The organism is Burkholderia sp. BCC1638, assembly GCF_902833195.1.
In the GTDB taxonomy this organism is placed as follows: Bacteria; Pseudomonadota; Gammaproteobacteria; order Burkholderiales; family Burkholderiaceae; genus Burkholderia; species Burkholderia diffusa.
On the sequence record NZ_CADFEC010000005.1, the window covers coordinates 169,116 to 192,156 of the forward strand.

Here is a 23,041-nt window from a genome sequence, read left to right on the forward strand (position 1 = left end):
GCGCGCGTCTGTCTCGTGATCCCCTCGACCGAATTCTCCGCCGACCGCGTCGTTCTCGACGCGGTCGGCGTTGCGCTTGCCGATCTGCCGGCCGATGCGCGCATCGCGATCGCGTACAGCGGCGGCCTCGACTCGACCGTGCTGCTCGACGCGGCCGTGCGCGTGGCGGGCGCATCGCGCTGCGTCGCGCTGCACGTGCATCACGGCCTGAGCGCGAATGCCGACGCATGGGTCGCGCATGCGCAGGAGGCGGCCGAGCGACTCGGCGTCGCGTTCGAATCGGAGCGTGTCGACGTGCCGCGCGACAGCGGCCTCGGCATCGAGGCGACCGCGCGCGAGCGCCGCTATGCGGCGCTCGACGCGATGTGCGAACGTCATGGCGTGGCCGCGCTCTGGGTCGCGCAGCATGCCGACGACCAGGCGGAGACCGTGCTGCTGCAGTTGCTCCGCGGTGCGGGGATCGCTGGCCTGGCCGCGATGGCGCCGCGTTATCGCCCTGACGGTGCGAGCGTCGAGCGCGTGCGACCGCTGCTGCGATTGTTGCGCGCGCAACTGGAGCGCTACGCGGCGCAGCGCGGGCTGACGTGGATCGACGACGAATCGAACGCCGATACGCGCTATGCGCGCAATGCGCTGCGCCTTGACGTGCTGCCGGCGCTCGCCGTGCATTTCCCGGGTTTTCGCGATGCGCTGGGCCGCGCGGCCCAGCATGCGGCCGCCGCGCAGCGGCTGCTCGACGATCTCGCCGAACTGGATTTCGCCGGCGCCGCGCGTGACGACGGCCGCGCGCTGTCGCGCGATGCGCTGGTCGCGTTCGATGACACGCGCGGCGCGAACCTGCTGCGTTTCTGGATGCGCCGGCTCGGCTTGCCCGGCGCATCGGCAGGGCGGCTCGCGAACATGATGCGGCAACTGCGCGCTGCGCACGACGCGCATGCGCTGCGGGTCGATCATGCCGGGCAGTGTCTGCGGCTCTATCGCGACACCGTGTACTGGGAGGCGGGCGACAGCGCCGAGCCGGCCGACGACGGCACCGGAACACCGCATCCCGAATCCTCGCTTGTGTGGGACGGCCAGGAAGTCTGGCACGTACCGGCATGGCGCGGCACGTTCGTATTCGCACCGGCCGAAGCCGGCAGCGACGGTGCGGTGCCGGAGGCGCTGCTGCGAAGCGCCGCGCTTGCCGCGCGCGCCCGCGCGGGCGGCGAGCGGCTGCGTACGTCACCTGGCGGCCCGGGTCGCACGCTGAAGAATCTGTTCCAGGAGCGCGGCGTGCCGGCCTGGCAGCGCGACGTACCGCTGTTGTTCGCGGGCGACCGGCTCGTCTACGTGCCACGGCTCGGCGTGAATCATGGCGACGGGCTGTCCGGCGATGGCGGGTGGCGCCGGATCGAGTGGCGTCCCGATCTGCTGATCGCGTAGCGGCGGCACGCTTCCGGCCGCGCGATCGCGCGCCGGTTTTCACCATTTGGTAAACAGCGCCGGAACGCTTGCCAAACCGGCGGGCGGCTTGTCAAGCGGGCCTCTATCGGGTACGCTCGGTCGTTTGCTCGGCTCGATTTTTGAGCGATTTGTGCAGGTTTTCCGCGTGACGTACCCGGTTTGCGCGGCCTGATCGGCCTTCCGGGCAAAATCCGTCACGCTTGCGTGCTGCGTCCCAGCCGTCCCCCTCGTCGTCCGTCCACAGCCACAAGCCGCGTGACCGAACGGCAACTCGGCCTGCCCTGCGCGCCCGTGCGGCTTCTCCTTCAGTTCAGAACGACAATGGCACTCATCGTACACAAATACGGCGGCACTTCGATGGGCTCGGTCGAGCGCATCAAGAACGTCGCGAAACGCGTCGCAAAATGGCATCAGGCCGGGCACCAGATGGTGGTCGTGCCGTCCGCGATGTCCGGCGAAACCAACCGCCTGCTCGGTCTCGCGAAAGAGATTTCGAGCCAGCCGAGCCCGCGCGAGCTCGACATGATCGCGTCGACCGGCGAGCAGGTCAGCGTCGGCCTGCTGTCGATCGCGCTGCAGGAAATCGGCGTCGAAGCCGTGAGCTATGCCGGCTGGCAAGTGCCGATCAAGACCGACAGCGCGTTCACGAAGGCGCGTATCCACTCGATCGACGACGAGCGCGTGAAGGCCGATCTGAACGCCGGCAAGGTCGTGATCATCACGGGCTTCCAGGGCGTCGATCCGGATGGCCACATCACGACGCTGGGCCGTGGCGGCTCGGACACGTCGGCGGTGGCGGTGGCGGCCGCGCTGGATGCTGAAGAGTGCCTGATCTACACCGACGTCGACGGCGTCTACACGACCGACCCGCGCGTGGTCGAAGAGGCGCGACGCCTCGATCGCGTGACGTTCGAGGAAATGCTGGAAATGGCCAGCCTCGGCTCGAAGGTCCTGCAGATCCGCTCGGTCGAATTCGCCGGCAAATACCAGGTGAAGACGCGCGTGCTGTCGAGCCTGACCGATCCGCTGATTGCGCTCGACGAAGAAATGCGCTCGGGCACCCTGATTACTTTTGAAGAAGACGAGACCATGGAAAAGGCAGTCATTTCCGGCATCGCGTTCCAGCGCGACGAAGCCCGCATTGCGGTGATGGGCGTGCCCGACAAGCCGGGCATCGCGTATCAGATCCTCGGCCCGGTCGCCGACGCGAACGTCGACGTCGACATGATCATCCAGAACCAGAGCGTGGAAGGGAAGACGGACTTCACGTTCACGGTCGGCCGCGGAGACTACCAGAAGGCAATGGACATCCTCACCAACCAGGTGCAGGGCCATGTGAGCGCCGAGCGCGTGCAGGGCGACCCGAAGGTGTCGAAGGTGTCGGTCGTCGGCGTCGGCATGCGTTCGCACGTGGGCGTCGCGAGCAAGATGTTCCGCACGCTGTCGGAAGAGGGCATCAACATCCAGATGATCTCGACGTCCGAAATCAAGATTTCGGTGCTGATCGACGAGAAATACATGGAGCTGGCCGTCCGCGCGCTGCACAAGGCATTCGAACTCGACCAGGCAGCGTGAATTTTTTGTGATGCATTAAAGAAAATGCATCACGGAAATTGACGCACGGTTCGAAACCCTATATTATTTCGTTCTCGTCGCACTGCCTCCCTGGTGCGAGCGAAAGTTTGGGAGACGTGGCCGAGAGGTCGAAGGCACTCCCCTGCTAAGGGAGCATCTGGGCCAAAACCTGGATCGAGGGTTCGAATCCCTCCGTCTCCGCCAAAAGCGGTGACAAAGCCCCGCAAGTTCTCGGACTTGCGGGGCTTTTTCTTTTGCCGCTCCGATGACGGACCTGCCGCCCGGCGCCACGCTTCGTCCGGACAGCCAATCAATGCTCGACTTGAGCGGCGCTCATGCGCTAAATAGGCGTATCGCCTCGCGCGGCTCAATCCGGAGTTCCGGCACGCATGCATTCCGTACTGACCATCCTTTCGCATCGACCCGTCGACGGGCTCGTCGACAATCACGAACGCTACGCGCGGGGCCGCGGCTACCGGCACGCGATCGTCGACGGCACGCACGTATATGGCGAGCGCCAGCAGGTGCTGCACAAGTACCACGCGATCATCGCGCAGCTCGTCGCGATGGAGCAGGGCGCGTTGCTGCTCGTGCTCGATCCGTTCTCGGTGGTGTTCGGGCAGCATGCGTTGCCGGATGTCGCCGACGGTTATGACGCGATCGTCACGACGCAGACGTCGAAGTCGCCGCTGCCCGCTGCAAGCGGCATGATCTTTCGCAACGTGCCCGACGTGCGCGAGCGCTTGCGCAAGCTGGTGGTCGAGCTGGGCAAGTGGGCGATGCGCCTTCCCGAGCGGCACCATGCGTGCGAGGCGACGCTGCTTGCCGAGCACTTCCCGCCGCTGCCGTTCGATCAGCCGCTCGCGACCGGTTATTTCGCGTCGGCCCAGACCGTGTGGGGCGACGGCCTTGCGATCGACGGCGTCGTTGGCGCGCAACCGCTCGTGGCGCACCACGCGCCGGAATGGCAGCAGATCGATGGCGTATGGGCGCCGACGCCCGACTACGACTTTCGCTATGTGCTCGCGCTCGTCGACGATGCGGCGCGCGTTCAGCGAGGCGAGCAGCCGCGCGCAATGGACGACTGGCGCGCCGCGCAGCAACGAACGCGCGAGCCGGCGCGGCACCTGAACCCGCATGCAGACATCGCGTTCGTGAGTCTGCACACGTCGCACATCGCCGGTTACGGCGATCTTCACGAAGAGAACTTCATTCGCTATTGCACGCGACACGGCTATGCGTACCACGCGTATCGCGAACCGCCCGCGTTCCTGCCGGCCGGCGTCGATGCAAACTGGGCGAAGCTGCACCTGATTCGCGAACATCTGCCCGATCACGCGTTCGTGTTCTGGGTCGACGCCGACATCCTTGCGATCGACCAGCGGCAGACGGTCGACAGCGTGATCGACGGCCGCGATTTCGTGATCGGCACCGACCACACGGCCTGGGCGATCAATTCGTGCATGATCGGCGTGCGCAACGTCGCGCCGATGCGCGAACTGGTCGAGCGCATATGCGCGCGCATCGAGAGCTTCGACGATCGGTCGTCAGTCTATGCAAGCGGCGGCGACCAGCAGGCGATCTATGTCGAACTGCTGGAGGCGGGCATGATCGACGCGCGCTACATCGTCGATGCGACGTCGCTCGCGTCGTCGCCCGTCTATGCGACGCAAGACAGCCGTTTCGTCCATTTCCCCGCGCAACACAACCACTATCGCGCGGTGACGATGCGCGTGTGGGACCGGCTGAGCCATCAGCGCTGACGGAGCGGAATGCGCCGCGATTTCCGGTTTCCGGATCGCGGCGATCGTCTGTCATTGAAGTAAAAATGAAAGCGTCGATGTAAGGATTGAATCGGTTCCGTTCATCCTTCCCCGCATTCACCTCCGTGCGCTCCGAAGAACCGGTCTTCAGACAAAAATGCGGCATCGCACCGATTCACGCGAGCGACGCCGCGTCGCAATACGAAAAATTACTCATAAAAATCAGCGACGTATCTGAGCATCGTAAAACAAAGCTTTGCTGCGATGCAAAAAATAATCAGTCGCCTTATGCTGGTTAACCCGATTGCGCTTGAGCGGCGTCAAACTTTGTGCTGATTCCGCTTTACATTTTGCCAACAATGGCGATCCACGAAATCTATCTGTCGATTTGATTTCGTTCCCTTCGTCACGCCTGTACCCAATGCAGTGCGCGACCTTCTCAAGGCCTGTTGACATGCATGATTTCCCCTTTCTGAGCCTGGCGATCTGGGTTCCGATCCTGTTCGGCGCGTGCCTGCTGCGTGCCGGTTCCGACCGTCATCTCCGGCGCACGAGGCTGATCGCGCTCGTCGGCGCGTTCGCGGGGCTCGCCGCCGTCGCGCCGCTCGTCGCCGGCTTCGATTCGCACTCGGCCGCGATGCAGTTCGCCGAAACCCGCAACTGGCTGGCGGCGTTCAACGCCGGCTGGCGCGTCGGGATCGACGGCGCGTCGCTGTGGCTCGTCGTGCTGACCGCTTTCACGACGCTCGTGGTCGTGATCGCGTCGTGGGAGTCGGTGACGGTGCGCGTCGCGCAGTACTACGCGTCGTTCCTGATCCTGTCGGGGCTGATGGTCGGCGTGTTCGTCGCGCAGGACGGGCTGCTGTTCTTCATCTTCTTCGAGGCGACGCTGATTCCGCTGTATCTGCTGATCGGCACGTGGGGCAGGGAGCACCGCGTCTACGCGGCCGTGAAGTTCTTCTTCATCTCGTTCGCGGGTTCGCTGCTGCTGTTGATGGCGATGCTGTACCTGTACGCGAAGTCGCATACGTTCGACATGAGCGCATGGCGCACGCTGCAGCTCGGCTTCGCACCGCAGTTGCTGGTGTTCCTCGGTTTCTTCGCGGCATTCGCGGTCAAGGTGCCGATGTGGCCGGTGCACACGTGGCTGCGCGACGTCTACACGGACGGCCCGACGGGCGCGGCGCTGATGCTCGCGATGCTCAAGCTCGGCGGCTACGGCTTCCTGCGCTTTGCGCTGCCGATCACGCCGGACGCGAGCCACTTCTTCGCGCCGGCCGTGATCGCGCTGTCGCTGTTCGCGATCGTCTACGCGAGCCTGATCGCGCTCGCGCAGACCGATCTCGGCAAGCTGCTCGCATATTCGACGGTCGCGCACATGGGGATCGTCACGCTCGGGCTGTTCCTGTTCAACCAGATCGGTGTCGAAGGCGCGATCGTGCAGCTCGTGTCGTACGGCTTCGTCGCGGGCGCGATGCTGCTGTGCGTGAGCGTGCTGGTCGATCGCACGAAGCAGCGCGAGATCGCCGCGTACGGCGGCGTGGCGGGTGTCATGCCGCGCTTCGCGACGTTCGCGCTGCTGTTCGCGATGGCCAACGTCGGCCTGCCGGGCACGTCGGGCTTCGTCGGCGAGTTCATGGTCATCATGGGCGCGATCCGCGTCAACTTCTGGATCGGCGCGATCGCGGCGCTCACGCTGATCCTCAGCGCGTCGTACACGCTGTGGATGGTCAAGCGCGTCGTGTTCGGCAAGGTCGCGAGCGCGCGCATCGCGAAGCTCGCCGATCTCAGCCGTCGCGAGATCGTGATGTTCGCGTCGCTCGCGCTGATCGTGCTGATGGTCGGCGTCGATCCGAAGCCGTTCACCGACGCGATCGACCCGACCGTCGCGCGGCTGATCGACGACGCCAGCCATTCGAAGCTGCCGGCCGGGGAGGGCGGCGCGCCCGCGCAGGCGTACATGGCAGCGACGCACGGCTGAAGGCGTGACGTCGCGCGCAACGGCCGCATCGCACGACGACGCGATCGTTGCACGCACATTCATCCGGTCAGGCGCGGGCGGCGTCCGGCCGGCTCGTGCCCGCCTTCCGGATGCGTGAAATTGCCCCGCGACAATCTGACTCACAGCAGATTTTGCAATGATGATTTGCCGCATCCACCGGTTTTTCGTCGCACCCGCGCGACGTATGATTCGGCCACTTTCGTGGATCGAATGCGCATCGGGCATACGCAACGGATTCAATGACCCTCGGGCTGTGTGATGAAAAGAAAAGCTTCAAGAGGCTGGACGGCGCTGATATCGATCGGCGCGGCGCTGAGCCTGTCAGGCTGTAATTTAGATGTACTAAATCCGAAAGGAAGCGTCGGCGCCGCGGAAAAGGCGCTGATCGCGACGTCGACCTGGGCGATGCTGATCGTCGTCGTGCCGGTGATCCTGCTCACGCTGTGGTTCGCGTGGCGTTATCGCGCATCGAACCGCAACGCCGCGTACGCGCCGAACTGGTCGCACTCGACCGCGATCGAGGTCGTGATCTGGACGGTGCCGACGCTGATCATCCTGTTTCTCGGCGTGCTCACGTGGAAAACCACGCACGAGCTCGATCCGTACAAGCCGCTCGAGTCGTCGGTGAAGCCGATCGATGTCGAGGTCGTCGCGCTCGACTGGAAGTGGCTGTTCATCTATCCGGAACTCGGCATCGCGTCGGTGAACCAGCTCGCGATTCCGGTCGGCACACCGGTGAACTTCCGCATCACGTCGGATTCGGTGATGAACTCGTTCTTCATTCCGCAGCTCGGCGGCCAGGTGTACGCGATGGCCGGCATGCAGACGCGCCTGCACCTGATCGCCGACGAAGCCGGCGACTACGCGGGCACGTCCGCCAACTTCAGCGGCCGCGGCTTCTCCGACATGAAGTTCCGCACGCTCGCCGAGCCGCGCGAGCAGTTCGACGCCTGGGTGCAGAAGGTGAAGGCGTCACCCGACCGGCTCGACGCGACCGTGTACGGCACCGTCGCGCAGCCCAGCGAGAAGGCGCCCGTGCGCTACTTCTCGTCGGTCGATCCGCGGCTCTTCCACAACATCATCGCGAAATACAACGATGGCCACGTCCTCGACCTGAAGGACGCCGCCTGCGGCACGAAGGGGTAACGCATGTTCGGCAAACTCACACTATCGGCGATCCCGTTCGACCAGCCCATCATCATGGGGGCGGGCGCCTTCATGGGGCTGGTCGTGCTGGGCATCCTCGCCGCGCTGACGATCACCGGCCGCTGGAAGTGGCTGTGGACGGAATGGCTGACGACGGTCGACCACAAGAAACTCGGCGTGATGTACATCATCGTCGCGCTGATCATGCTGCTGCGCGGCTTCGCCGACGCGATCATGATGCGCATGCAGCTCGCGCTCGCGTACAACGCGCCCGGCTACCTGCCGCCGCACCACTATGACCAGATCTTCACGGCGCACGGCGTGATCATGATCTTCTTCATGGCGATGGTGTTCATGGTCGGCCTGATGAACCTCGTCGTGCCGCTGCAGATCGGCGCGCGCGACGTCGCGTTTCCGTTCATCAACTCGCTGTCGTTCTGGATGACCGCGGTCAGCGCGATCCTGATCAACGTGTCGCTCGTGATCGGCGAGTTCGCGCAGACGGGCTGGCTCGCGTATCCGCCGCTGTCGGAGCTGCAGTTCAGTCCCGGGGTAGGGGTCGACTACTACCTGTGGGCGCTGCAGATCTCGGGTGTCGGCACGCTGCTGACCGGCGTGAACTTCTTCGTGACGATCATCAAGATGCGCGCGCCCGGCATGACGCTGATGAAGATGCCGGTGTTCACGTGGACGGCCCTCTGCACGAACGTGCTGATCATGGCGTCGTTCCCGATCCTGACCGCGACGCTCGCGCTGCTCGGCCTCGACCGTTACCTCGGCATGCACTTCTTCACGAACGAAGCCGGCGGCAACGCGATGCTGTATCTGAACCTGATCTGGGCGTGGGGCCATCCGGAGGTGTACATCCTGATTCTGCCGGCGTTCGGCATCTTCTCGGAAGTCATCGCGACGTTCTCGAAGAAGCCGCTGTTCGGCTACAAGACGATGGTGTACGCGACCTGCGCGATCATGGTGCTGTCGTTCCTCGTGTGGCTGCATCACTTCTTCACGATGGGTTCCGGTGCGAACGTCAACGCGTTCTTCGGGATCATGACGATGATCATCGCGATCCCGACCGGCGTGAAGGTGTTCAACTGGCTGTTTACGATGTTCCGCGGCCGGATCGAATTCACGACGCCGGTGCTGTGGACGATCGGCTTCATGGTCACGTTCACGCTCGGCGGCATGACCGGCGTGATGATGGCGATCCCGGGCGCGGACTTCGTGCTGCACAACAGCCTGTTCCTCATCGCGCACTTCCACAACGTGATCATCGGCGGCGTGCTGTTCGGGTATCTCGCGGGCTTCAACTACTGGTTCCCGAAGGCGTTCGGCTTCAAGTTGAACGAGAAGCTCGGCAAGGCCGCGTTCTGGTTCTGGCAGGTCGGCTTCTACGTCGCGTTCGTGCCGCTCTACGTGCTCGGCTTCATGGGCATGACGCGCCGTCTGAACCACTACGACAACCCGGCGTGGCATCCGTGGCTGCTGGTCGCCGCGTTCGGCGCCGTGCTGATCGCGATCGGTATCGCATGCCAGCTGCTGCAACTGGTCGTCAGCATCCGCAACCGGAACCTGCCGGCATACCGCGACACCACGGGCGACCCGTGGGGCGGCCGCACGCTTGAATGGGCGACCTCGTCGCCGCCGGCCGAGTACAACTTCGCGGTGATCCCGCAAGTGCGCACGCTCGACGCGTACGCCGACATGAAGGCGCGTGGCGACGGCCGGCCGAACCCGGCGACGATCCGCGACATCCACATGCCGTCGAATACGTGTGCGGGTCTCGTGGTCGCGATCTTCAGCCTGGTGCTGGGCTTCGCGCTCGTGTGGCACATCTGGTGGATGGCCATCGGCGGCCTGGTCGGCATCGTCGCGACGCTCGTGGTCTACAGCTCGCGCGACAACGACGGCTACTACATCCCGGCGTCGAAGGTGCGCAGGATCGAAGAGAAGCAACCGGCGGCACGCGTGGCCACGCATGTCGACGACGTGGAACTGGAGGCCAACTGATGTTGCAGAAAACCTTGAGCGCAACCCTGCTCGAGCACGACGACCATCCGCCGTCGCACTCGGTGTTCGGCTTCTGGCTATACCTGATGACCGACTGCGTGATCTTCGCGGCGCTGTTCGCGACGTTCGCGGTGCTCGGCAACCAGTACGCGGGCGGTCCGACCGCGAAGGACCTGTTCGACATTCCGGGCGTCGCGGTCGAGACGGCCGCGCTGCTGCTGTCGAGCATCACCTACGGTTTCGCGATGCTGGCCGCGTATAAGCAGCGGCGCGGCGCGCTGCTCGCGTGGCTCGCGGTGACGTTCGTGCTCGGCGCGGCGTTCATCGCGATGGAACTGCGCGAGTTCTCGCACCTGATCGCGGAAGGCGCGGGCCCGCAGCGCAGCGCGTTCCTGTCGGCGTTCTTCACGCTGGTCGGGACGCACGGGCTGCACGTGACGGCCGGCCTGGTGTGGATGATCGTGCTCGCCGGGCAGATCGTATCGCGCGGCGGCGACCTGACCGATCGCGACCTGCGGCGCCTGACGTGCCTGAGCCTCTTCTGGCACTTCCTCGACATCGTGTGGATCTGCGTGTTTTCCTTTGTCTATCTCGCGAGCGTGATCTAAATGGCTCATTCGCATTCGTCTCAACTCGAAGAAGGGCACGGCAGCGTCGGCGGCTATGTCGCCGGCTTCATCCTGTCGGTGCTGCTCACCGCCGCGTCGTTCGGCCTCGTGATGGGCGGCGTGCTGTCGCCGCACGCATCGCTGATCGCGCTGGCCGTGCTCGCATTCGTGCAGATCGTCGTGCACCTCGTGTACTTCCTGCACATGAACGGCTCCTCCGGCCAGCGCTGGAACGTGATGGCGTTCAGCTACACCGTGCTGACCGCGGCGATCCTGATCGTCGGCACGCTGTGGGTGATGCACAACGTCAGCATGAACATGATGTCGCGCTGAACGTCATCGTGGCGCAGCGGACGATCTCCATGCGCTTCGTGCAAAAAAGGCGGCACGCAAGTGCCGCCTTTTTCTCATTTCGCGGCCCGATACCGCATGACGTCAGCGTAGGCGGCGCGCGGGGCCGGGCGGGCGACGCACGGATGAAACATGTTTCACCCGCGTTCGCCCGATGCCGGATGAAGCTATTTTCATCTAACGCCGGATGGCGATCGGGGCATCTACGATAGTCGCGCGCGCATCGGATGCACGCGTCGTGACATCCATTGCGAGGACAGGCATGCGAGTACTGACGGTCGAAGACGATGCGGCGACCGCGAACGAGATCGTTGGCGAACTGACCGCGCGCGGATGTCGGGAAGAATGTCGGTCGGCGTGCGCAGTGCCGCGAGCGGCCCGGCGATCAGGATCAGCAGGGCAAGGACGATGAACGTATAGGGGCGCGCGAGCGCGAGTCGGACGAGTTTCAGCATGGGCGAGGTCTCCGCCGGCGCGGGGCGCCGGCCTGTCAGCGAGATGCCGACGCGTGGCGCGAGCACGCATCGGCTCGCGCAGTGTGCGTGGCGCCGCTTAACGCCGGGCGCGGGCCAGGATGAAAGATGTTTTAGGAAGGGCGGAGCGGGCTCGCGGCCCGTGCGGCAAGGCGGGCCGGGGAGCGAGGCGTGACGGCCGGGCGCCAATTGTTACAAGACGTTAGCGCGCGGTTCCCGTTGCGATGCTGCGCATCAGTTCTTACAAACTTGAAATATGCCGGGACGGCGCTTGTCGCTATAGTCGAATCACACATGAAACAACTCGAAGAGGAATCCATGAAGACTTTGCGTATTGCCTCGCTCATGACCGGTATGACGGCCTTGCTCGTGTCGGGCGCAGCAATGGCGGGAGTCAATGTCGGGATCAACGTCGGCGTGCCGGCTCCGGTCTACGTCGCGCCCGCGCCCGTGTATGCGCCGCCGCCTCCGCCGGTCGTCTACCAGCCGGCGCCCGTGTATGCACCGGCGCCCATCTACGCGCCGGCACCGGCGATCGTGATCGGCTGGCACGGCGATCGTTACTGGGACGGCCGCCGCTACTGGGGCCGCGACGAGTGGTATCGCCATCATGGCCGCGGCTGGGGCGGCGATCGCGGTCACGGCCATTGGGATAACGGCCGCCACAACGGCTGGCGTTGATCGACATGCGACGCACGCGTGTCGCGTGCGCGCATGAGACGAAGACCGCCCGCGTGGCGGTTTTCTTTTGCCTGCACGGCCGCGCGCGGCGCTCCCGATGCGCCGGCGCCACGCACCAAAAGCCGCAGGCTGGCTCGACGTCGAATTGAATGGGTAGAATCGACCCACGTTCCATCCCTCAATCGACCGACAGGGCCTCTATGACGAAGGGTTCGCCCCGGGCCGCCGCCGCGCGTACCCGCTTCGGCGCCGCGCGTGCAGTACGTGCCGCCGGCCGCACGGCGGCAGCATGGGCAATACAGGCGGTACTCGCCGCGACGGCCGCGCACGCGGCCCATGCGATCGCGCAGTATGGCGAGCCGAAATATCCGCCGGGCTTCAAGCATTTCGACTACGTGAACCCGGACGCGCCGAAGGGCGGCACGCTTGTGCTCGCGAACCCGAACCGGCTGACATCGTTCGACAAGTTCAATCCGTTCACGATGCGCGGCAACCCTGCGCCGGGCATCGACATGCTGTTCGAGAGCCTTGCGACCGGCAGCATGGACGAGCCGTCCTCCGCCTACGGGCTGCTCGCCGACGACATCGCGATCGCGCCGGACCGCCGTTCGGTCACGTTCCACCTGAACCCGCGCGCGCGCTTCTCGAACGGCGATCCGGTCACGGCCGAGGACGTCAGGTTCTCGTTCGACACGCTGAAGAGCAAGCTGGCCGCACCGCAGTTCGGCGCGTACTTCGCCGAAATCGCGAAGGCCGTGGTGATCGATCCTGCGACGGTGCGCTTCGAATTCCGCAGCGCGAACCGCGAGCTGCCGCTGATCGCCGGCGGCGTGCCGGTGTTCTCGCGCAAGTGGGGGCTGCGCGCGGACGGCTCGCGGATTCCGTTCGACCAGCTCGCGTTCGAGCAGCCGATCGGCAGCGGCCCGTACCTGATCGAGCGCTACGACAACGGCCGCACCATTACGTACCGGCGCAATCCCGCGTACTGGGGCGCCGATCTGCCGGTGCGGATCGGCACCGACAACTTCGAGCGGATCGTCTACAAGCTGTACGGCGACGGCGTCGCGCGGCTCGAGGCGTTCAAGGCTGGCGAGTACGACGTGCTGGTCGAATACATCGCGCGCAACTGGACGCGCCGCGACGTCGGCAAGCGCTTCGACAGTGGCGAGCTCGTCAAGCGCGAATTCCGCCAGCACAACGGCGCGGGCATGCAGGGCTTCTTCATGAACCTGCGCCGGCCGCAGTTTCGCGACGTGCGCGTGCGCCGGGCGCTCGATCTCGCATTCGACTTCGAATGGCTGAACCGCCAGCTGTTCTATAGCGCGTACACGCGCCTCGACAGCTATTTCGCCGATACCGACCTGCAGGCGACCGGCACGCCGGGCCCGGGTGAGCTGAAACTGCTGGAGCCGTTGCGCGCGCAGCTCGACCCGGCCGTGTTCGGGCCGATGGTCACGCAGCCGAACACGAACCCGCCGGGCTCGCTGCGCGCGAATCTGCTGAAGGCGCGTGCGCTGCTCGCGCAGGCCGGCTGGACCTACCGCGACGGCGCGTTGCGCAACGCGCAGGGCGAGCCGTTCACGTTCGAGATCCTCGACGATTCGGGCGCGGCGATGGAAGGCGTCGTGACCGCCTATCAGCGCAACCTCGCGAAGCTCGGCATCGACGCGCGCTTTCGCACGGCCGATTACGCGCTGCTGCAGAAGCGGCTCGACGCGTTCGACTACGACATGACGACGGTCCGTCTGCCGGGCGTGCAGGTGCCGGGCGCGGAGCAGTTTTCGCGCTACGCCAGCAAGTTCGCCGACGAGCCGGGCTCCGACAACATCATCGGCCTGAAGTCGCCGGCCGTCGACACGCTGCTGCATGCGCTCGGCGCCGCACAGACGCGTGACGACCTGCTTGACGCGACGCATGCGCTCGATCGCGTGCTGATGCACGGCTATTACGCGGTCCCGCAGTGGTACAGCACCACGCACCGGATCGCATACAAGCGCACGCTCGGCTATCCGCAGACGTTGCCGCTGTACTATTCGGCCGAGGGCTGGGTCGTGTCGACCTGGTGGGCCAAGCCCGATCACTGAAGCCTGCCGGCCCTTCGTTCAACCCAGCCTATCGATCGCGAGTCGACGCCCTATGTGGAGCTACATCCTCAAACGCCTGCTGCTGATGATCCCGACGCTCGTCGGCGTGCTCACGCTCACGTTCGCGGTGATCCAGTTCGTGCCGGGCGGCCCGGTCGAACAGGCCGTGCAGGAACTGCGCAAGGGCGCGACGGAGCAGGGCGCGGCGCCGTTCGGGATGCGTGCGCATACCGGCGTCGACGCGCAGCAGCTCGCGCAGCTCAAGGCGCTGTACGGCTTCGACAAGCCGCCGCTCGAGCGTTACTGGCTGATGCTGAAGCGCTTCGCGCGCTTCGATCTCGGCGACAGCTACTTCCGCCACCAGAGCGTGTGGTCGCTGATCGTGCAGAAGCTGCCGGTGTCGATCAGCATCGGGTTGTGGACGTTCTTCGTCACCTATCTGATCTCCGTGCCGCTCGGCATCGCGAAGGCCGTGCGCAACGGCTCGCCGTTCGATGTCGCGACGAGCCTCGTCGTGCTGGTCGGCTACGCGATTCCGGGCTTCGTGCTCGGCGTGCTGCTGCTCGTGCTGTTCGGCGGCGGTTCGTTCTGGCAGTTGTTCCCGCTGCGCGGGCTCACGTCGGACAACTTCGCCCAGCTGTCGCTCGCCGGCAAGGTGCTCGACTATCTGTGGCACATCGCGCTGCCGATCACCGCGTCGGTCGTCGGCAGTTTCGCGGTCATCACGATGCTCACGAAGAACGCGTTCCTCGACGAAATCCGCAAGCAGTACGTGCTGACCGCGCGAGCGAAAGGGCTCGCCGAGCGCACCGTGTTGTGGAAGCACGTGTTCCGCAACGCGATGCTGCCGCTGATCGTCGGGTTTCCGGCCGCGTTCATCGGCGCGTTCTTCACGGGCAGCCTGCTGATCGAGACGCTGTTCTCGCTCGACGGCCTCGGGCTGCTGTCGTACGAGTCGGTCGTGCGGCGCGACTATCCGGTCGTGCTCGGCACGCTGTACCTGTTCACGCTGATCGGACTCGCGACCAAGCTGATCTCCGACCTCTGCTACGTGTGGGTCGACCCGCGCATTCAATTCGACAATCTGGAGCGCTGACATGAATCCGTCCGCCAGCACGCCGCTCGCCGGCGCGCCCGTCCGCCTGCCCGCGCTCGCCGGGCGAGGTGCGCGATGAACCGGGCCGTCGTGTCGTCCCGCATCGACGCGGCGCGCGCGCGCGTGTCGCCGTCGCCCGCGCGCCGTGTCTGGCAGCGCTTTCGCCAGCAGCGTCTCGGCTACTGGAGCTTCGTGATCTTCGTCGTCGCGTTCGCCGCGAGCCTCGCGGCGCCGCTGTGGTCGAACGACAAGCCGCTCGTCGTCCGCTACGACGGCCAGACCTATTTCCCGATGTTCCATGCGTATCCGGAGACAACCTTCGGCGGCGACTTCCCGACGCCGGCCGACTATCTCGATCCGTACGTCCGCAAGCGGCTCGAGGCGCCGGGCAACTTCGTCGTCTATCCGCCGAACCGCTATTACTACGACACGCTGAATTACTTTTCGACCGTGCCGAACCCGGCGCCGCCGTCGCGCGCGAACTGGCTCGGCACCGACGCGCAGGGGCGCGACCTGCTCGCGCGGCTCGTGTACGGGTTCCGCGTGTCGGTCGAGTTCGGGCTGATCCTGACCGCGATCGGCACGCTGCTCGGGATCGCCGCGGGCGCGGTGCAGGGCTTCTTCGGCGGGCGCATCGACATCGTCGGGCAACGGCTGATCGAGATCTGGAGTTCGCTGCCCGAGCTGTACCTGCTGATCATCTTCGCGTCGATCTTCGAGCCGAGCTTCCTGCTGCTGATCGTGCTGCTGTCGCTGTTCGGCTGGATCGGCCTGGCCGACTACGTGCGCGCCGAATTCCTGCGCAACCGCACGCAGGACTACGTGCGCGCGGCCCGGGCGATGGGCCTCACGAACTGGCAGATCATCTGGCGCCACGTGCTGCCGAACAGCATGACGCCCGTGATCACGTTTCTGCCGTTCCGGATGAGCGGTGCGATCCTCGCGCTCACGAGCCTCGACTTCCTCGGGCTCGGCGTGCCGCCGCCGACGCCGAGCCTCGGCGAGCTGCTCGCGCAGGGCAAGGGCAATCTCGACGCGTGGTGGATTTCGTTGTCGACGTTCGGCGTGCTGGTCGCGACGCTGCTGTTGCTGACCTTCATGGGCGACGCGCTGCGCAATGCGCTCGACACGCGGATCGCCGACTCGGTGCGCGCGGCGGGAGGCCAGCGATGAGCGACACCGTCGTATCGAACGCGGGCGAACCGCTGCTGTCGCTCGAGCATCTGCACGTGCGCTTCGGCGACACGGTGGCCGTCGACGACGTGACGCTCGCGATCGGTCGCGGCGAGCGCGTCGCGCTCGTCGGCGAGTCGGGGTCGGGCAAGAGCGTGACCGCGCTGTCGATCCTGCGGCTGCTGCGCGACGCCGACGTGAGCGGCACGATCCGCTTCGCCGGGCACGACCTCGCCGGCAAGAGCGAGCGCGAGATGCGCGGGCTGCGTGGCTCGGACATCGCGATGATCTTCCAGGAGCCGATGACGGCGCTCAATCCGCTGTACACGATCGGCGCGCAGATCGGCGAGACGATCGTGCTGCACGACGGCGTGACGGCGGGGGAGGCGCGCAAGCGCGCGATCGCGCTGCTCGCACGCACCGGCATCGCGGAGCCGGAGAAGCGGGTCGACAGTTACCCGCATCAGTTGTCGGGCGGCCAGCGGCAGCGCGCGATGATCGCGATGGCGCTCGCGTGCCGTCCGCGCCTCTTGCTCGCGGACGAGCCGACCACCGCGCTCGACGTGACGATCCGCGCGCAGATCGTCGATCTGCTGCTCGAGTTGCAGCGCGAGGAGGCGGAAAAGCGCGGGATGGCGATCCTGCTGATCACGCATGACCTGAATCTCGTGCGGCACTTCGCCGAGCGGGTCGCGGTGATGGAGCGCGGCAAGCTGGTCGAAAGCGGGCCGGTCGAGCGGATCTTCGCGGAGCCGGAGCATCCGTATACCCGGCGGCTGCTGAACAGCCGGCCGCAGCGCACGGTCGCGCCGGTGCTGCCGATCGCGCCCGTCGTGCTCGATGCGCGCCACGTCAGCGTGCAGTTCGCGCGCAAGCGGCCGGGCTTCGCGGGCTGGTTCGGCACGATGCCCGTGACGGCGGTCGCGGATGTGTCCGTGTCGGTGCGGCAGGGCGAGACACTCGGGATCGTCGGCGAATCCGGCTCCGGGAAGTCGACGCTCGCGATGGCGCTGCTCGGACTGCAACGGACGGTGCACGGCGAGATCGAATTCCAGGGGCGCGCGCTGTCGACCTATCGCGGTCGCGAACAGACCGCGCTGCGCTCGAACATGCAGGTCGTCTTTCAGGATCCATTCAGCTCGCTGTCGCCGCGTCACACGATCGAGCGGATCGTCGGCGAGGGGCTCGAACTGCATCGCCCGGAATTGACGCCGGACGCGCGTCGCGCGAAGTCGCTGGCCGTGCTGCGCGAAGTCGGCCTCGACCGCACGGTGCTGCATCGCTATCCGCACGAATTCTCGGGCGGGCAGCGCCAGCGGATCGCGATCGCGCGCGCGCTCGTGCTGGAGCCGCGCATCCTCATCCTTGATGAACCGACTTCCGCGCTCGACGTGTCGATCCAGCAGCAGGTGCTGAAACTGCTCGCGAATTTGCAACAGAAATACAACCTCGGCTATGTATTCATCAGCCACGATCTGGAGGTGATCGGCGCGATGGCGCACCGGGTCGCGGTGATGCAGGGCGGGGCGATCGTCGAGTCCGGCGACGTGGCCGATATCTTCACGAAACCGTCACATCCTTACACACAAAAGCTGTTGAAAGCGGTCTGGAAAGCGTGATAAGCGTCCAATGGTCTGACTATCTCGATTGTATTTTTTAATTTGTTTTGACAAACGATTACGCGCTGGCTAGTATCGACCGAAATTTTCCGCCAATCAGCTGATTTTTAAGCACATTCCATCGACCAATGCAGCATCGATCCCTGACCCAGGCATGCGCGCGCACCCTCGCCGGGCTGTTCATCGGCGCCCTGTTCGCAGCAGCTCCCGGCGCGTTCGCCGACGAAGTCAGCAGTTTTAACCAGAATGTCACGAATTCGACTCAAATCGGGGCGAATTCCTCCCTCCAGCAGACCAGCGCCCAGCCGTCGAGCGGCGGCGCGAAGTCGTTCCTCGCCGGCATGGCCGGCAAGGCAGGCGACGTGGTCGTCGGCGCGCTGAACATGATCGGCGTGCGCTACCGCTGGGGCGGCAACTCGCCGGATTCCGGCCTCGACTGCAGCGGTTTCGTGCGCTACGTGTTCCAGGACACGCTCGGCATGTCGCTGCCGCGTCGCGCGGAAGAGATGAGCCGCGTCGGCGAGAAGGTCAGCATGAGCAACCTGAAGCCGGGCGACCTCGTGTTCTTCAACACGATGCGCCGTACGTTCTCGCACGTCGGCATCTACATTGGCGACAACAAGTTCGTGCATTCGCCGTCGACGGGCAGCACGGTTCGCGTCGACGATCTCGACAGCGGCTACTGGGAAAAGCGTTTCACCGGTGCGCGCCGGATCGAATCGGCATTCCCGATGAAGGCCGACGACCTGCGCCAGCGCGTGCGCGCGACGCTCGGCGACGACGCGGCGAACGGCAGCAACTGACGCCCGCCGGCGATCGGCCGGATCGAAAAACCCTGTCACCGAAAGGCGGCAGGGTTTTTTGCTTTGGGGCGCGCGGAAGTGGCGGGGATGCGGTGCTATCGTCGGCGCCGCCCCCCGCGATGCGTCCGCTTATGCCGCTACTGCCCCGCGGGCTGCGGCAAGCTTGCGCTGCAACTCGGGCATGATGCGCGCGACCGCTTCCTCGCCGGCGAGGATGGCCGCGTTGCGCTGGTTGAAGTCGCTGCCGCCCATCGCCGCGAGGTTCGGGCGGATCACGACGTCCGCGTATTTGTCGAGCTCGTAGGTCTTGATCGTCTGGCCCATGATCGTGAAAGTCTGCAGCAGCATCTCGATCGGGTTGGTGGTCGCCGCGCCGTCCGGTCGCGACGAGATGTCGACCGCGATCACGAAGTTCGCGCCCATCTTGCGCGCGAACGACGCGGGCACCGGGCTCACGAGGCCGCCGTCGACGTATTCGCGGTTGCCGATCTTCACGGGCTCGAACACCGACGGCACGCTGCACGACGCGCGCACTGCAAGCCCCGTATTGCCCTGCTGGAACAGGATCGGCTGGCCGTTCTGCAGGTCGGTCGCGACGACGCCGAGCGGCTTCGCCATCTTTTCGATCGGCCGGTTGTTGAGTGTCTTGTTCAGGAAGTTCTGCAGCGCGATGCCCTGCAGCAGCCCGCGCGAGCGGAACGGCAGCGCCCAGTCGCTGATCGCCGCCTGATCCATGTCGAGCGCGATCTTGTTGATCTGCAGTCCGCTCATCCCCGACGCGTACAGTGCTCCGACCACCGAGCCCGCGCTCGTGCCGGCGACGATCTCGACCGGGATGCCGCGCGCCTCCAGCGCCTTCAGCACGCCGATGTGCGAGAAGCCGCGGGCGGCGCCGCCGCCGAGCGCGATGCCGATCTTCACGGGCTTCTCGCGCGACTGCGCGGGATTCGCGGTGTTGTCGGGGCGGGACTTGTCGCCGAACGACGTGCAGGCGGCGAGGCTGGCGGATGCGCATGCGATCGTGAAGTGACGGCGCGACAGGCGAGGGGACGACATCGAGTGGTTCTCCGGCGGCTTGGCGGCGGGCCGGATGGCCCGCGGCGGCGATAGGTTCCGAGCGGCCGTGCGGCGGAAACCGGGCGGCCGGCGCGGCGCCGGCTGGCGGCCGCGGCGCGCACATCATAAAGCAAGCGGCGCGCTTGGCGCGAAGACCGGCGCGAGTATAATTCCGGCTTCTTTCCCGTTCCGGGCGCGGCCGGCCCCATTGCTGTCCGGGCTGTCGCCGTCGATCCCGCGTCGAATCATTCATGCGCCCCAGGCGTTCGAGTTACCGTTTATGACCCGTCCTGTCCGTACCCGCTTCGCGCCGAGTCCCACCGGCTTCATCCACCTCGGCAACATCCGCTCCGCGCTCTATCCGTGGGCGTTCGCGCGCAAGATGAAAGGCACGTTCGTGCTGCGTATCGAGGATACCGACGTCGAGCGCTCGTCGCAGGAAGCCGTCGACGCGATCCTCGAAGGGATGCAGTGGCTCGGCCTGGATTTCGACGAAGGCCCGATCTACCAGATGCAGCGGATGGACCGCTATCGCGCGGTGCTCGCGCAGATGCTCGAGCAGGGGCTCGCGTACCCGTGCTACATGTCGGCCGAGGAACTCGACGCGTTGCGCGAACGCCAGCGCGAGGCCGGCCTCAAGCCGCGCTATGACGGCACGTGGCGTCCGGAGCCGGGCAAGGTCCTGCCCGAGCCGCCGGCCGGTGTGAAGCCCGTGCTGCGGTTCCGCAACCCGTTGACCGGCACGGTCGTGTGGGACGACGCAGTGAAGGGCCGCGTCGAGATCTCGAACGAGGAACTCGACGACCTCGTGATCGCGCGTCCGGACGGCACGCCGATCTACAACTTCTGCGTGGTCGTGGACGACATGGACATGAACATCACGCACGTGATCCGTGGCGACGACCACGTGAACAACACGCCGCGCCAGATCAACATCCTGCGCGCGCTCGGCGGCGAGCCGCCCGTCTACGCGCACCTGCCGACCGTGCTGAACGAGCAGGGCGAGAAGATGAGCAAGCGGCATGGCGCGATGAGTGTGATGGCGTACCGCGACGCGGGCTTCCTGCCGGAGGCCGTCGTCAACTACCTCGCGCGTCTCGGCTGGTCGCACGGCGACGCCGAAATCTTCTCGCGCGAGCAGTTCGTCGAATGGTTCGACCTCGAGCATCTCGGCAAGTCGCCCGCGCAATACGATCACAGCAAGCTGAGCTGGCTGAACGCCCATTACATCAAGGAAGCGGACAACGCGCGCCTCGCCGCGCTGGCGAAACCGTTTCTCGACGCGCTCGGCATCGACGACGCGGCGATCGCGACGGGCCCGGCGCTCGACGCGGTGGTCGGCCTGATGAAGGACCGCGCGACGACGGTCAAGGAGATCGCCGAAGGCGCCGCGATGTTCTACCGCGTGCCGGCGCCGGACGCCGACGCGCTCGCGCAGCACGTGACCGACGCGGTGCGCCCGGCGCTGGCCGACCTCGTCGCCGCGCTGAAGGCGGCCGACTGGACGAAGGAAGCGGTGTCCGCCGCGTTGAAGGCGACGCTCGGCGCGCACAAGCTGAAGATGCCGCAGCTTGCGATGCCGGTGCGCCTGCTGGTGGCGGGCACGACGCATACGCCGTCGATCGATGCGGTGCTCGTGCTGTTCGGTCGCGACGTCGTGGTGTCGCGTATCGAGGGTGCGCTGGCCTGAGGTTGGGGCGGGGCGAAGCCGCCCGTGCGTGATGCCGCAGCGGCTTCGCAAAAAAATTCGCTCGAATCGCAAAAAGGGTATTTACAAGTTCAAATTCGGTCCATATAATCTCATTTCTGTTCTGCAAGGGGGTATAGCTCAGCTGGGAGAGCGCTTGCATGGCATGCAAGAGGTCAGCGGTTCGATCCCGCTTACCTCCACCATCAGAGCAGAATGGATCGATTTGCGAAGCAGTGGTGGTAGTAATAAATGCTTCACAAAATGATTTAAAGCAGTTAGAATTTCGGCCTTCGCTATTGATGATGAATGAATAGCGGAAGTCAGACAGATCTGAAAAGATTATGTCCCCTTCGTCTAGAGGCCTAGGACATCACCCTTTCACGGTGAGTACAGGGGTTCGAATCCCCTAGGGGACGCCAGATTCAGCGGCGTTTCGTAGTAGAAGTGTCGCGAGGCTTGCAGGAACGTAACCGACGTCCTGCAGGTAACGGTGCAGAAAGTTGGAGCGGTAGTTCAGTCGGTTAGAATACCGGCCTGTCACGCCGGGGGTCGCGGGTTCGAGTCCCGTCCGCTCCGCCAGAACGAAGCCCGTTCAAGACGTTTTTGAGCGGGCTTTTGTATTAAAGATGTAAGCAGTACGTTGTCCCCTTCGTCTAGAGGCCTAGGACATCACCCTTTCACGGTGAGTACAGGGGTTCGAATCCCCTAGGGGACGCCAGATTTCGGCGTCGTTCGAACAAACGATGCGCCGGCAGGAAGTAACCGACGCCTGCCAGGCAAGAAGCAAGACTGGAGCGGTAGTTCAGTCGGTTAGAATACCGGCCTGTCACGCCGGGGGTCGCGGGTTCGAGTCCCGTCCGCTCCGCCAAAAAATGAAGAAGCCCGCCTCGTGCGGGCTTTTTCGTTTGCATTGCCGGTCCGCGTGTCGCTACGAGAAATTCGCGATTGCATCCGCCCGCGACTGCGCTATCTTTGCGGGATGCGTACTTGACCCCCGCGCGATGCTCGATCCGACCGACCTGCGATTGCTGTATCAGCTCCGGCCAGCGGAGCCTGGCGATTTTCCCTTTGCCGAGGCGCTCACGCACGGCAACATGGGCGGCTATTACAAGCGCCATGGGCTCGTCTGGCGCAGCGATCTGTTCTATGCGAGCTGGCGCGAATCCGAAAACTTCATCCTGGAAGCCGACGGCGAACGCATCGGCGTGCTGCGCGTGACCGAGGAGGGCGATTCGCTGCACATCCGCGACGTGCAGATCGCGGCGGGCCATCGCGGGCAGGGTGCAGGCACCTACCTGCTCGACATGTCGCATCGCTGGGCGCGCGCCCGCGGGCTGCACGAACTGCAGCTGCGCGTGTTCGTCGACAATCCGGCCGCGAAGCTCTACCAGCGCATGGGGTACCGCGTTACCGGGCCGAGGCTGGCACAGCTCGGATCGATCCGCCATATGGTGCGCGCGGTCTGAAC

At 65.4% G+C, this 23,041-nt stretch carries 17 protein-coding genes, 6 tRNA genes and 1 pseudogene; 23 read left to right on the forward strand and 1 reads right to left on the reverse strand.

Annotated features, from left to right (window positions below; genetic code table 11):
• The first annotated feature begins 15 nt into the window (after positions 1-15).
• The 16 genes and pseudogenes from tilS (at position 16) to HWX22_RS07890 (ending at position 18,827) form a co-directional block, all read left to right on the forward strand.
• Positions 16-1,422, forward strand: coding sequence for a tRNA lysidine(34) synthetase TilS (gene tilS, locus HWX22_RS07815; protein ID WP_175915346.1), 1,407 nt, complete (start codon positions 16-18; stop codon positions 1,420-1,422).
• 342 nt (positions 1,423-1,764) lie between these two features.
• A complete protein-coding gene (locus HWX22_RS07820) occupies positions 1,765-3,018 on the forward strand; it encodes an aspartate kinase (RefSeq protein ID WP_040144529.1) in 1,254 nt (417 codons plus the stop codon).
• A 110-nt stretch (positions 3,019-3,128) separates the two neighbouring features.
• Positions 3,129-3,222: transfer RNA gene (locus HWX22_RS07825), tRNA-Ser, on the forward strand.
• A gap of 185 nt (positions 3,223-3,407) precedes the next feature.
• Positions 3,408-4,781, forward strand: a complete 1,374-nt coding sequence (locus HWX22_RS07830) for a hypothetical protein (protein ID WP_175911643.1) — start codon at positions 3,408-3,410, stop codon at positions 4,779-4,781.
• A gap of 454 nt (positions 4,782-5,235) precedes the next feature.
• Complete coding sequence (locus tag HWX22_RS07835; protein ID WP_175915347.1) at positions 5,236-6,762, forward strand: NADH-quinone oxidoreductase subunit M; 1,527 nt, start codon at positions 5,236-5,238, stop codon at positions 6,760-6,762.
• Between the two features lie 279 nt (positions 6,763-7,041).
• On the forward strand, positions 7,042-7,929 hold the full coding sequence (gene cyoA / locus HWX22_RS07840; protein WP_059450408.1) for a ubiquinol oxidase subunit II: 888 nt from the start codon (positions 7,042-7,044) through the stop codon (positions 7,927-7,929).
• Between the two features lie 3 nt (positions 7,930-7,932).
• On the forward strand, positions 7,933-9,939 hold the full coding sequence (cyoB, locus tag HWX22_RS07845; RefSeq protein WP_059690921.1) for a cytochrome o ubiquinol oxidase subunit I: 2,007 nt from the start codon (positions 7,933-7,935) through the stop codon (positions 9,937-9,939).
• The gene (cyoC, locus tag HWX22_RS07850; protein WP_175915348.1) at positions 9,939-10,547 is read left to right on the forward strand and encodes a cytochrome o ubiquinol oxidase subunit III; all 609 of its coding nucleotides are present in this window, start codon (positions 9,939-9,941) and stop codon (positions 10,545-10,547) included. The genes cyoB and cyoC overlap by 1 nt, the downstream gene beginning before the upstream one ends.
• Positions 10,548-10,880: a cytochrome o ubiquinol oxidase subunit IV gene (gene cyoD, locus HWX22_RS07855; protein ID WP_011352504.1), complete on the forward strand. Its 333-nt coding sequence runs from the start codon at positions 10,548-10,550 to the stop codon at positions 10,878-10,880.
• A gap of 280 nt (positions 10,881-11,160) precedes the next feature.
• A pseudogene (locus HWX22_RS32350) lies at positions 11,161-11,232 on the forward strand (DNA-binding response regulator); the annotation flags it as partial.
• Positions 11,233-11,689: 457 nt separating this feature from the next.
• Positions 11,690-12,052, forward strand: coding sequence for a hypothetical protein (locus HWX22_RS07865; protein WP_175915408.1), 363 nt, complete (start codon positions 11,690-11,692; stop codon positions 12,050-12,052).
• Between the two features lie 200 nt (positions 12,053-12,252).
• Complete coding sequence (locus HWX22_RS07870; RefSeq protein WP_175915350.1) at positions 12,253-14,136, forward strand: extracellular solute-binding protein; 1,884 nt, start codon at positions 12,253-12,255, stop codon at positions 14,134-14,136.
• 52 nt (positions 14,137-14,188) lie between these two features.
• Complete coding sequence (locus HWX22_RS07875; protein ID WP_059535752.1) at positions 14,189-15,232, forward strand: ABC transporter permease subunit; 1,044 nt, start codon at positions 14,189-14,191, stop codon at positions 15,230-15,232.
• Between the two features lie 75 nt (positions 15,233-15,307).
• Complete coding sequence (locus HWX22_RS07880) at positions 15,308-16,405, forward strand: ABC transporter permease (RefSeq protein WP_059464142.1); 1,098 nt, start codon at positions 15,308-15,310, stop codon at positions 16,403-16,405.
• A complete protein-coding gene (locus HWX22_RS07885) occupies positions 16,402-18,024 on the forward strand; it encodes a dipeptide ABC transporter ATP-binding protein (RefSeq protein ID WP_059702201.1) in 1,623 nt (540 codons plus the stop codon). Before HWX22_RS07880 ends, HWX22_RS07885 begins: the two co-directional genes overlap by 4 nt.
• A gap of 128 nt (positions 18,025-18,152) precedes the next feature.
• Positions 18,153-18,827, forward strand: coding sequence for a C40 family peptidase (locus tag HWX22_RS07890; protein ID WP_059535746.1), 675 nt, complete (start codon positions 18,153-18,155; stop codon positions 18,825-18,827).
• A 129-nt stretch (positions 18,828-18,956) separates the two neighbouring features.
• On the opposite strand, the gene HWX22_RS07895 is transcribed toward HWX22_RS07890, so the two are convergent.
• Positions 18,957-19,883 carry a patatin-like phospholipase family protein gene (locus HWX22_RS07895; RefSeq protein WP_175911653.1) on the reverse strand — a complete coding sequence of 309 codons (927 nt, stop codon included), beginning with the start codon at positions 19,881-19,883 and terminating at the stop codon, positions 18,957-18,959.
• Between the two features lie 280 nt (positions 19,884-20,163).
• Here HWX22_RS07895 and gltX point away from each other — a divergent pair, with 280 nt between their 5' ends.
• From gltX to HWX22_RS07930, 7 genes are all read left to right on the forward strand, one after another.
• Positions 20,164-21,573, forward strand: coding sequence for a glutamate--tRNA ligase (gltX, locus tag HWX22_RS07900; RefSeq protein WP_059702199.1), 1,410 nt, complete (start codon positions 20,164-20,166; stop codon positions 21,571-21,573).
• A 127-nt stretch (positions 21,574-21,700) separates the two neighbouring features.
• Positions 21,701-21,776, forward strand: a tRNA-Ala gene (locus HWX22_RS07905).
• A 140-nt stretch (positions 21,777-21,916) separates the two neighbouring features.
• A tRNA-Glu gene (locus tag HWX22_RS07910) sits at positions 21,917-21,992 on the forward strand.
• Positions 21,993-22,075: 83 nt separating this feature from the next.
• Positions 22,076-22,152, forward strand: a tRNA-Asp gene (locus HWX22_RS07915).
• A 63-nt stretch (positions 22,153-22,215) separates the two neighbouring features.
• Positions 22,216-22,291 (forward strand) — tRNA-Glu (locus HWX22_RS07920).
• A gap of 73 nt (positions 22,292-22,364) precedes the next feature.
• Positions 22,365-22,441: transfer RNA gene (locus HWX22_RS07925), tRNA-Asp, on the forward strand.
• A gap of 133 nt (positions 22,442-22,574) precedes the next feature.
• The gene (locus HWX22_RS07930) at positions 22,575-23,039 is read left to right on the forward strand and encodes a GNAT family N-acetyltransferase (RefSeq protein WP_059529245.1); all 465 of its coding nucleotides are present in this window, start codon (positions 22,575-22,577) and stop codon (positions 23,037-23,039) included.
• The last annotated feature ends 2 nt before the right edge of the window (positions 23,040-23,041 follow it).

Coding starts and splice junctions, on each gene's coding strand:
- HWX22_RS07820 (WP_040144529.1), top strand. CDS start 1,765: ATGGCACTCATCGTACACAAATACGGCGGCACTTCGATGGGCTCGGTC.
- HWX22_RS07830 (WP_175911643.1), top strand. CDS start 3,408: ATGCATTCCGTACTGACCATCCTTTCGCATCGACCCGTCGACGGGCTC.
- HWX22_RS07835 (WP_175915347.1), top strand. CDS start 5,236: ATGCATGATTTCCCCTTTCTGAGCCTGGCGATCTGGGTTCCGATCCTG.
- cyoA (WP_059450408.1), top strand. CDS start 7,042: ATGAAAAGAAAAGCTTCAAGAGGCTGGACGGCGCTGATATCGATCGGC.
- cyoB (WP_059690921.1), top strand. CDS start 7,933: ATGTTCGGCAAACTCACACTATCGGCGATCCCGTTCGACCAGCCCATC.
- cyoC (WP_175915348.1), top strand. CDS start 9,939: ATGTTGCAGAAAACCTTGAGCGCAACCCTGCTCGAGCACGACGACCAT.
- cyoD (WP_011352504.1), top strand. CDS start 10,548: ATGGCTCATTCGCATTCGTCTCAACTCGAAGAAGGGCACGGCAGCGTC.
- HWX22_RS07865 (WP_175915408.1), top strand. CDS start 11,690: ATGAAGACTTTGCGTATTGCCTCGCTCATGACCGGTATGACGGCCTTG.
- HWX22_RS07870 (WP_175915350.1), top strand. CDS start 12,253: ATGACGAAGGGTTCGCCCCGGGCCGCCGCCGCGCGTACCCGCTTCGGC.
- HWX22_RS07875 (WP_059535752.1), top strand. CDS start 14,189: ATGTGGAGCTACATCCTCAAACGCCTGCTGCTGATGATCCCGACGCTC.
- HWX22_RS07880 (WP_059464142.1), top strand. CDS start 15,308: ATGAACCGGGCCGTCGTGTCGTCCCGCATCGACGCGGCGCGCGCGCGC.
- HWX22_RS07885 (WP_059702201.1), top strand. CDS start 16,402: ATGAGCGACACCGTCGTATCGAACGCGGGCGAACCGCTGCTGTCGCTC.
- HWX22_RS07890 (WP_059535746.1), top strand. CDS start 18,153: ATGCAGCATCGATCCCTGACCCAGGCATGCGCGCGCACCCTCGCCGGG.
- HWX22_RS07895 (WP_175911653.1), bottom strand. CDS start 19,883: ATGTCGTCCCCTCGCCTGTCGCGCCGTCACTTCACGATCGCATGCGCA.
- gltX (WP_059702199.1), top strand. CDS start 20,164: ATGACCCGTCCTGTCCGTACCCGCTTCGCGCCGAGTCCCACCGGCTTC.
- HWX22_RS07930 (WP_059529245.1), top strand. CDS start 22,575: ATGCTCGATCCGACCGACCTGCGATTGCTGTATCAGCTCCGGCCAGCG.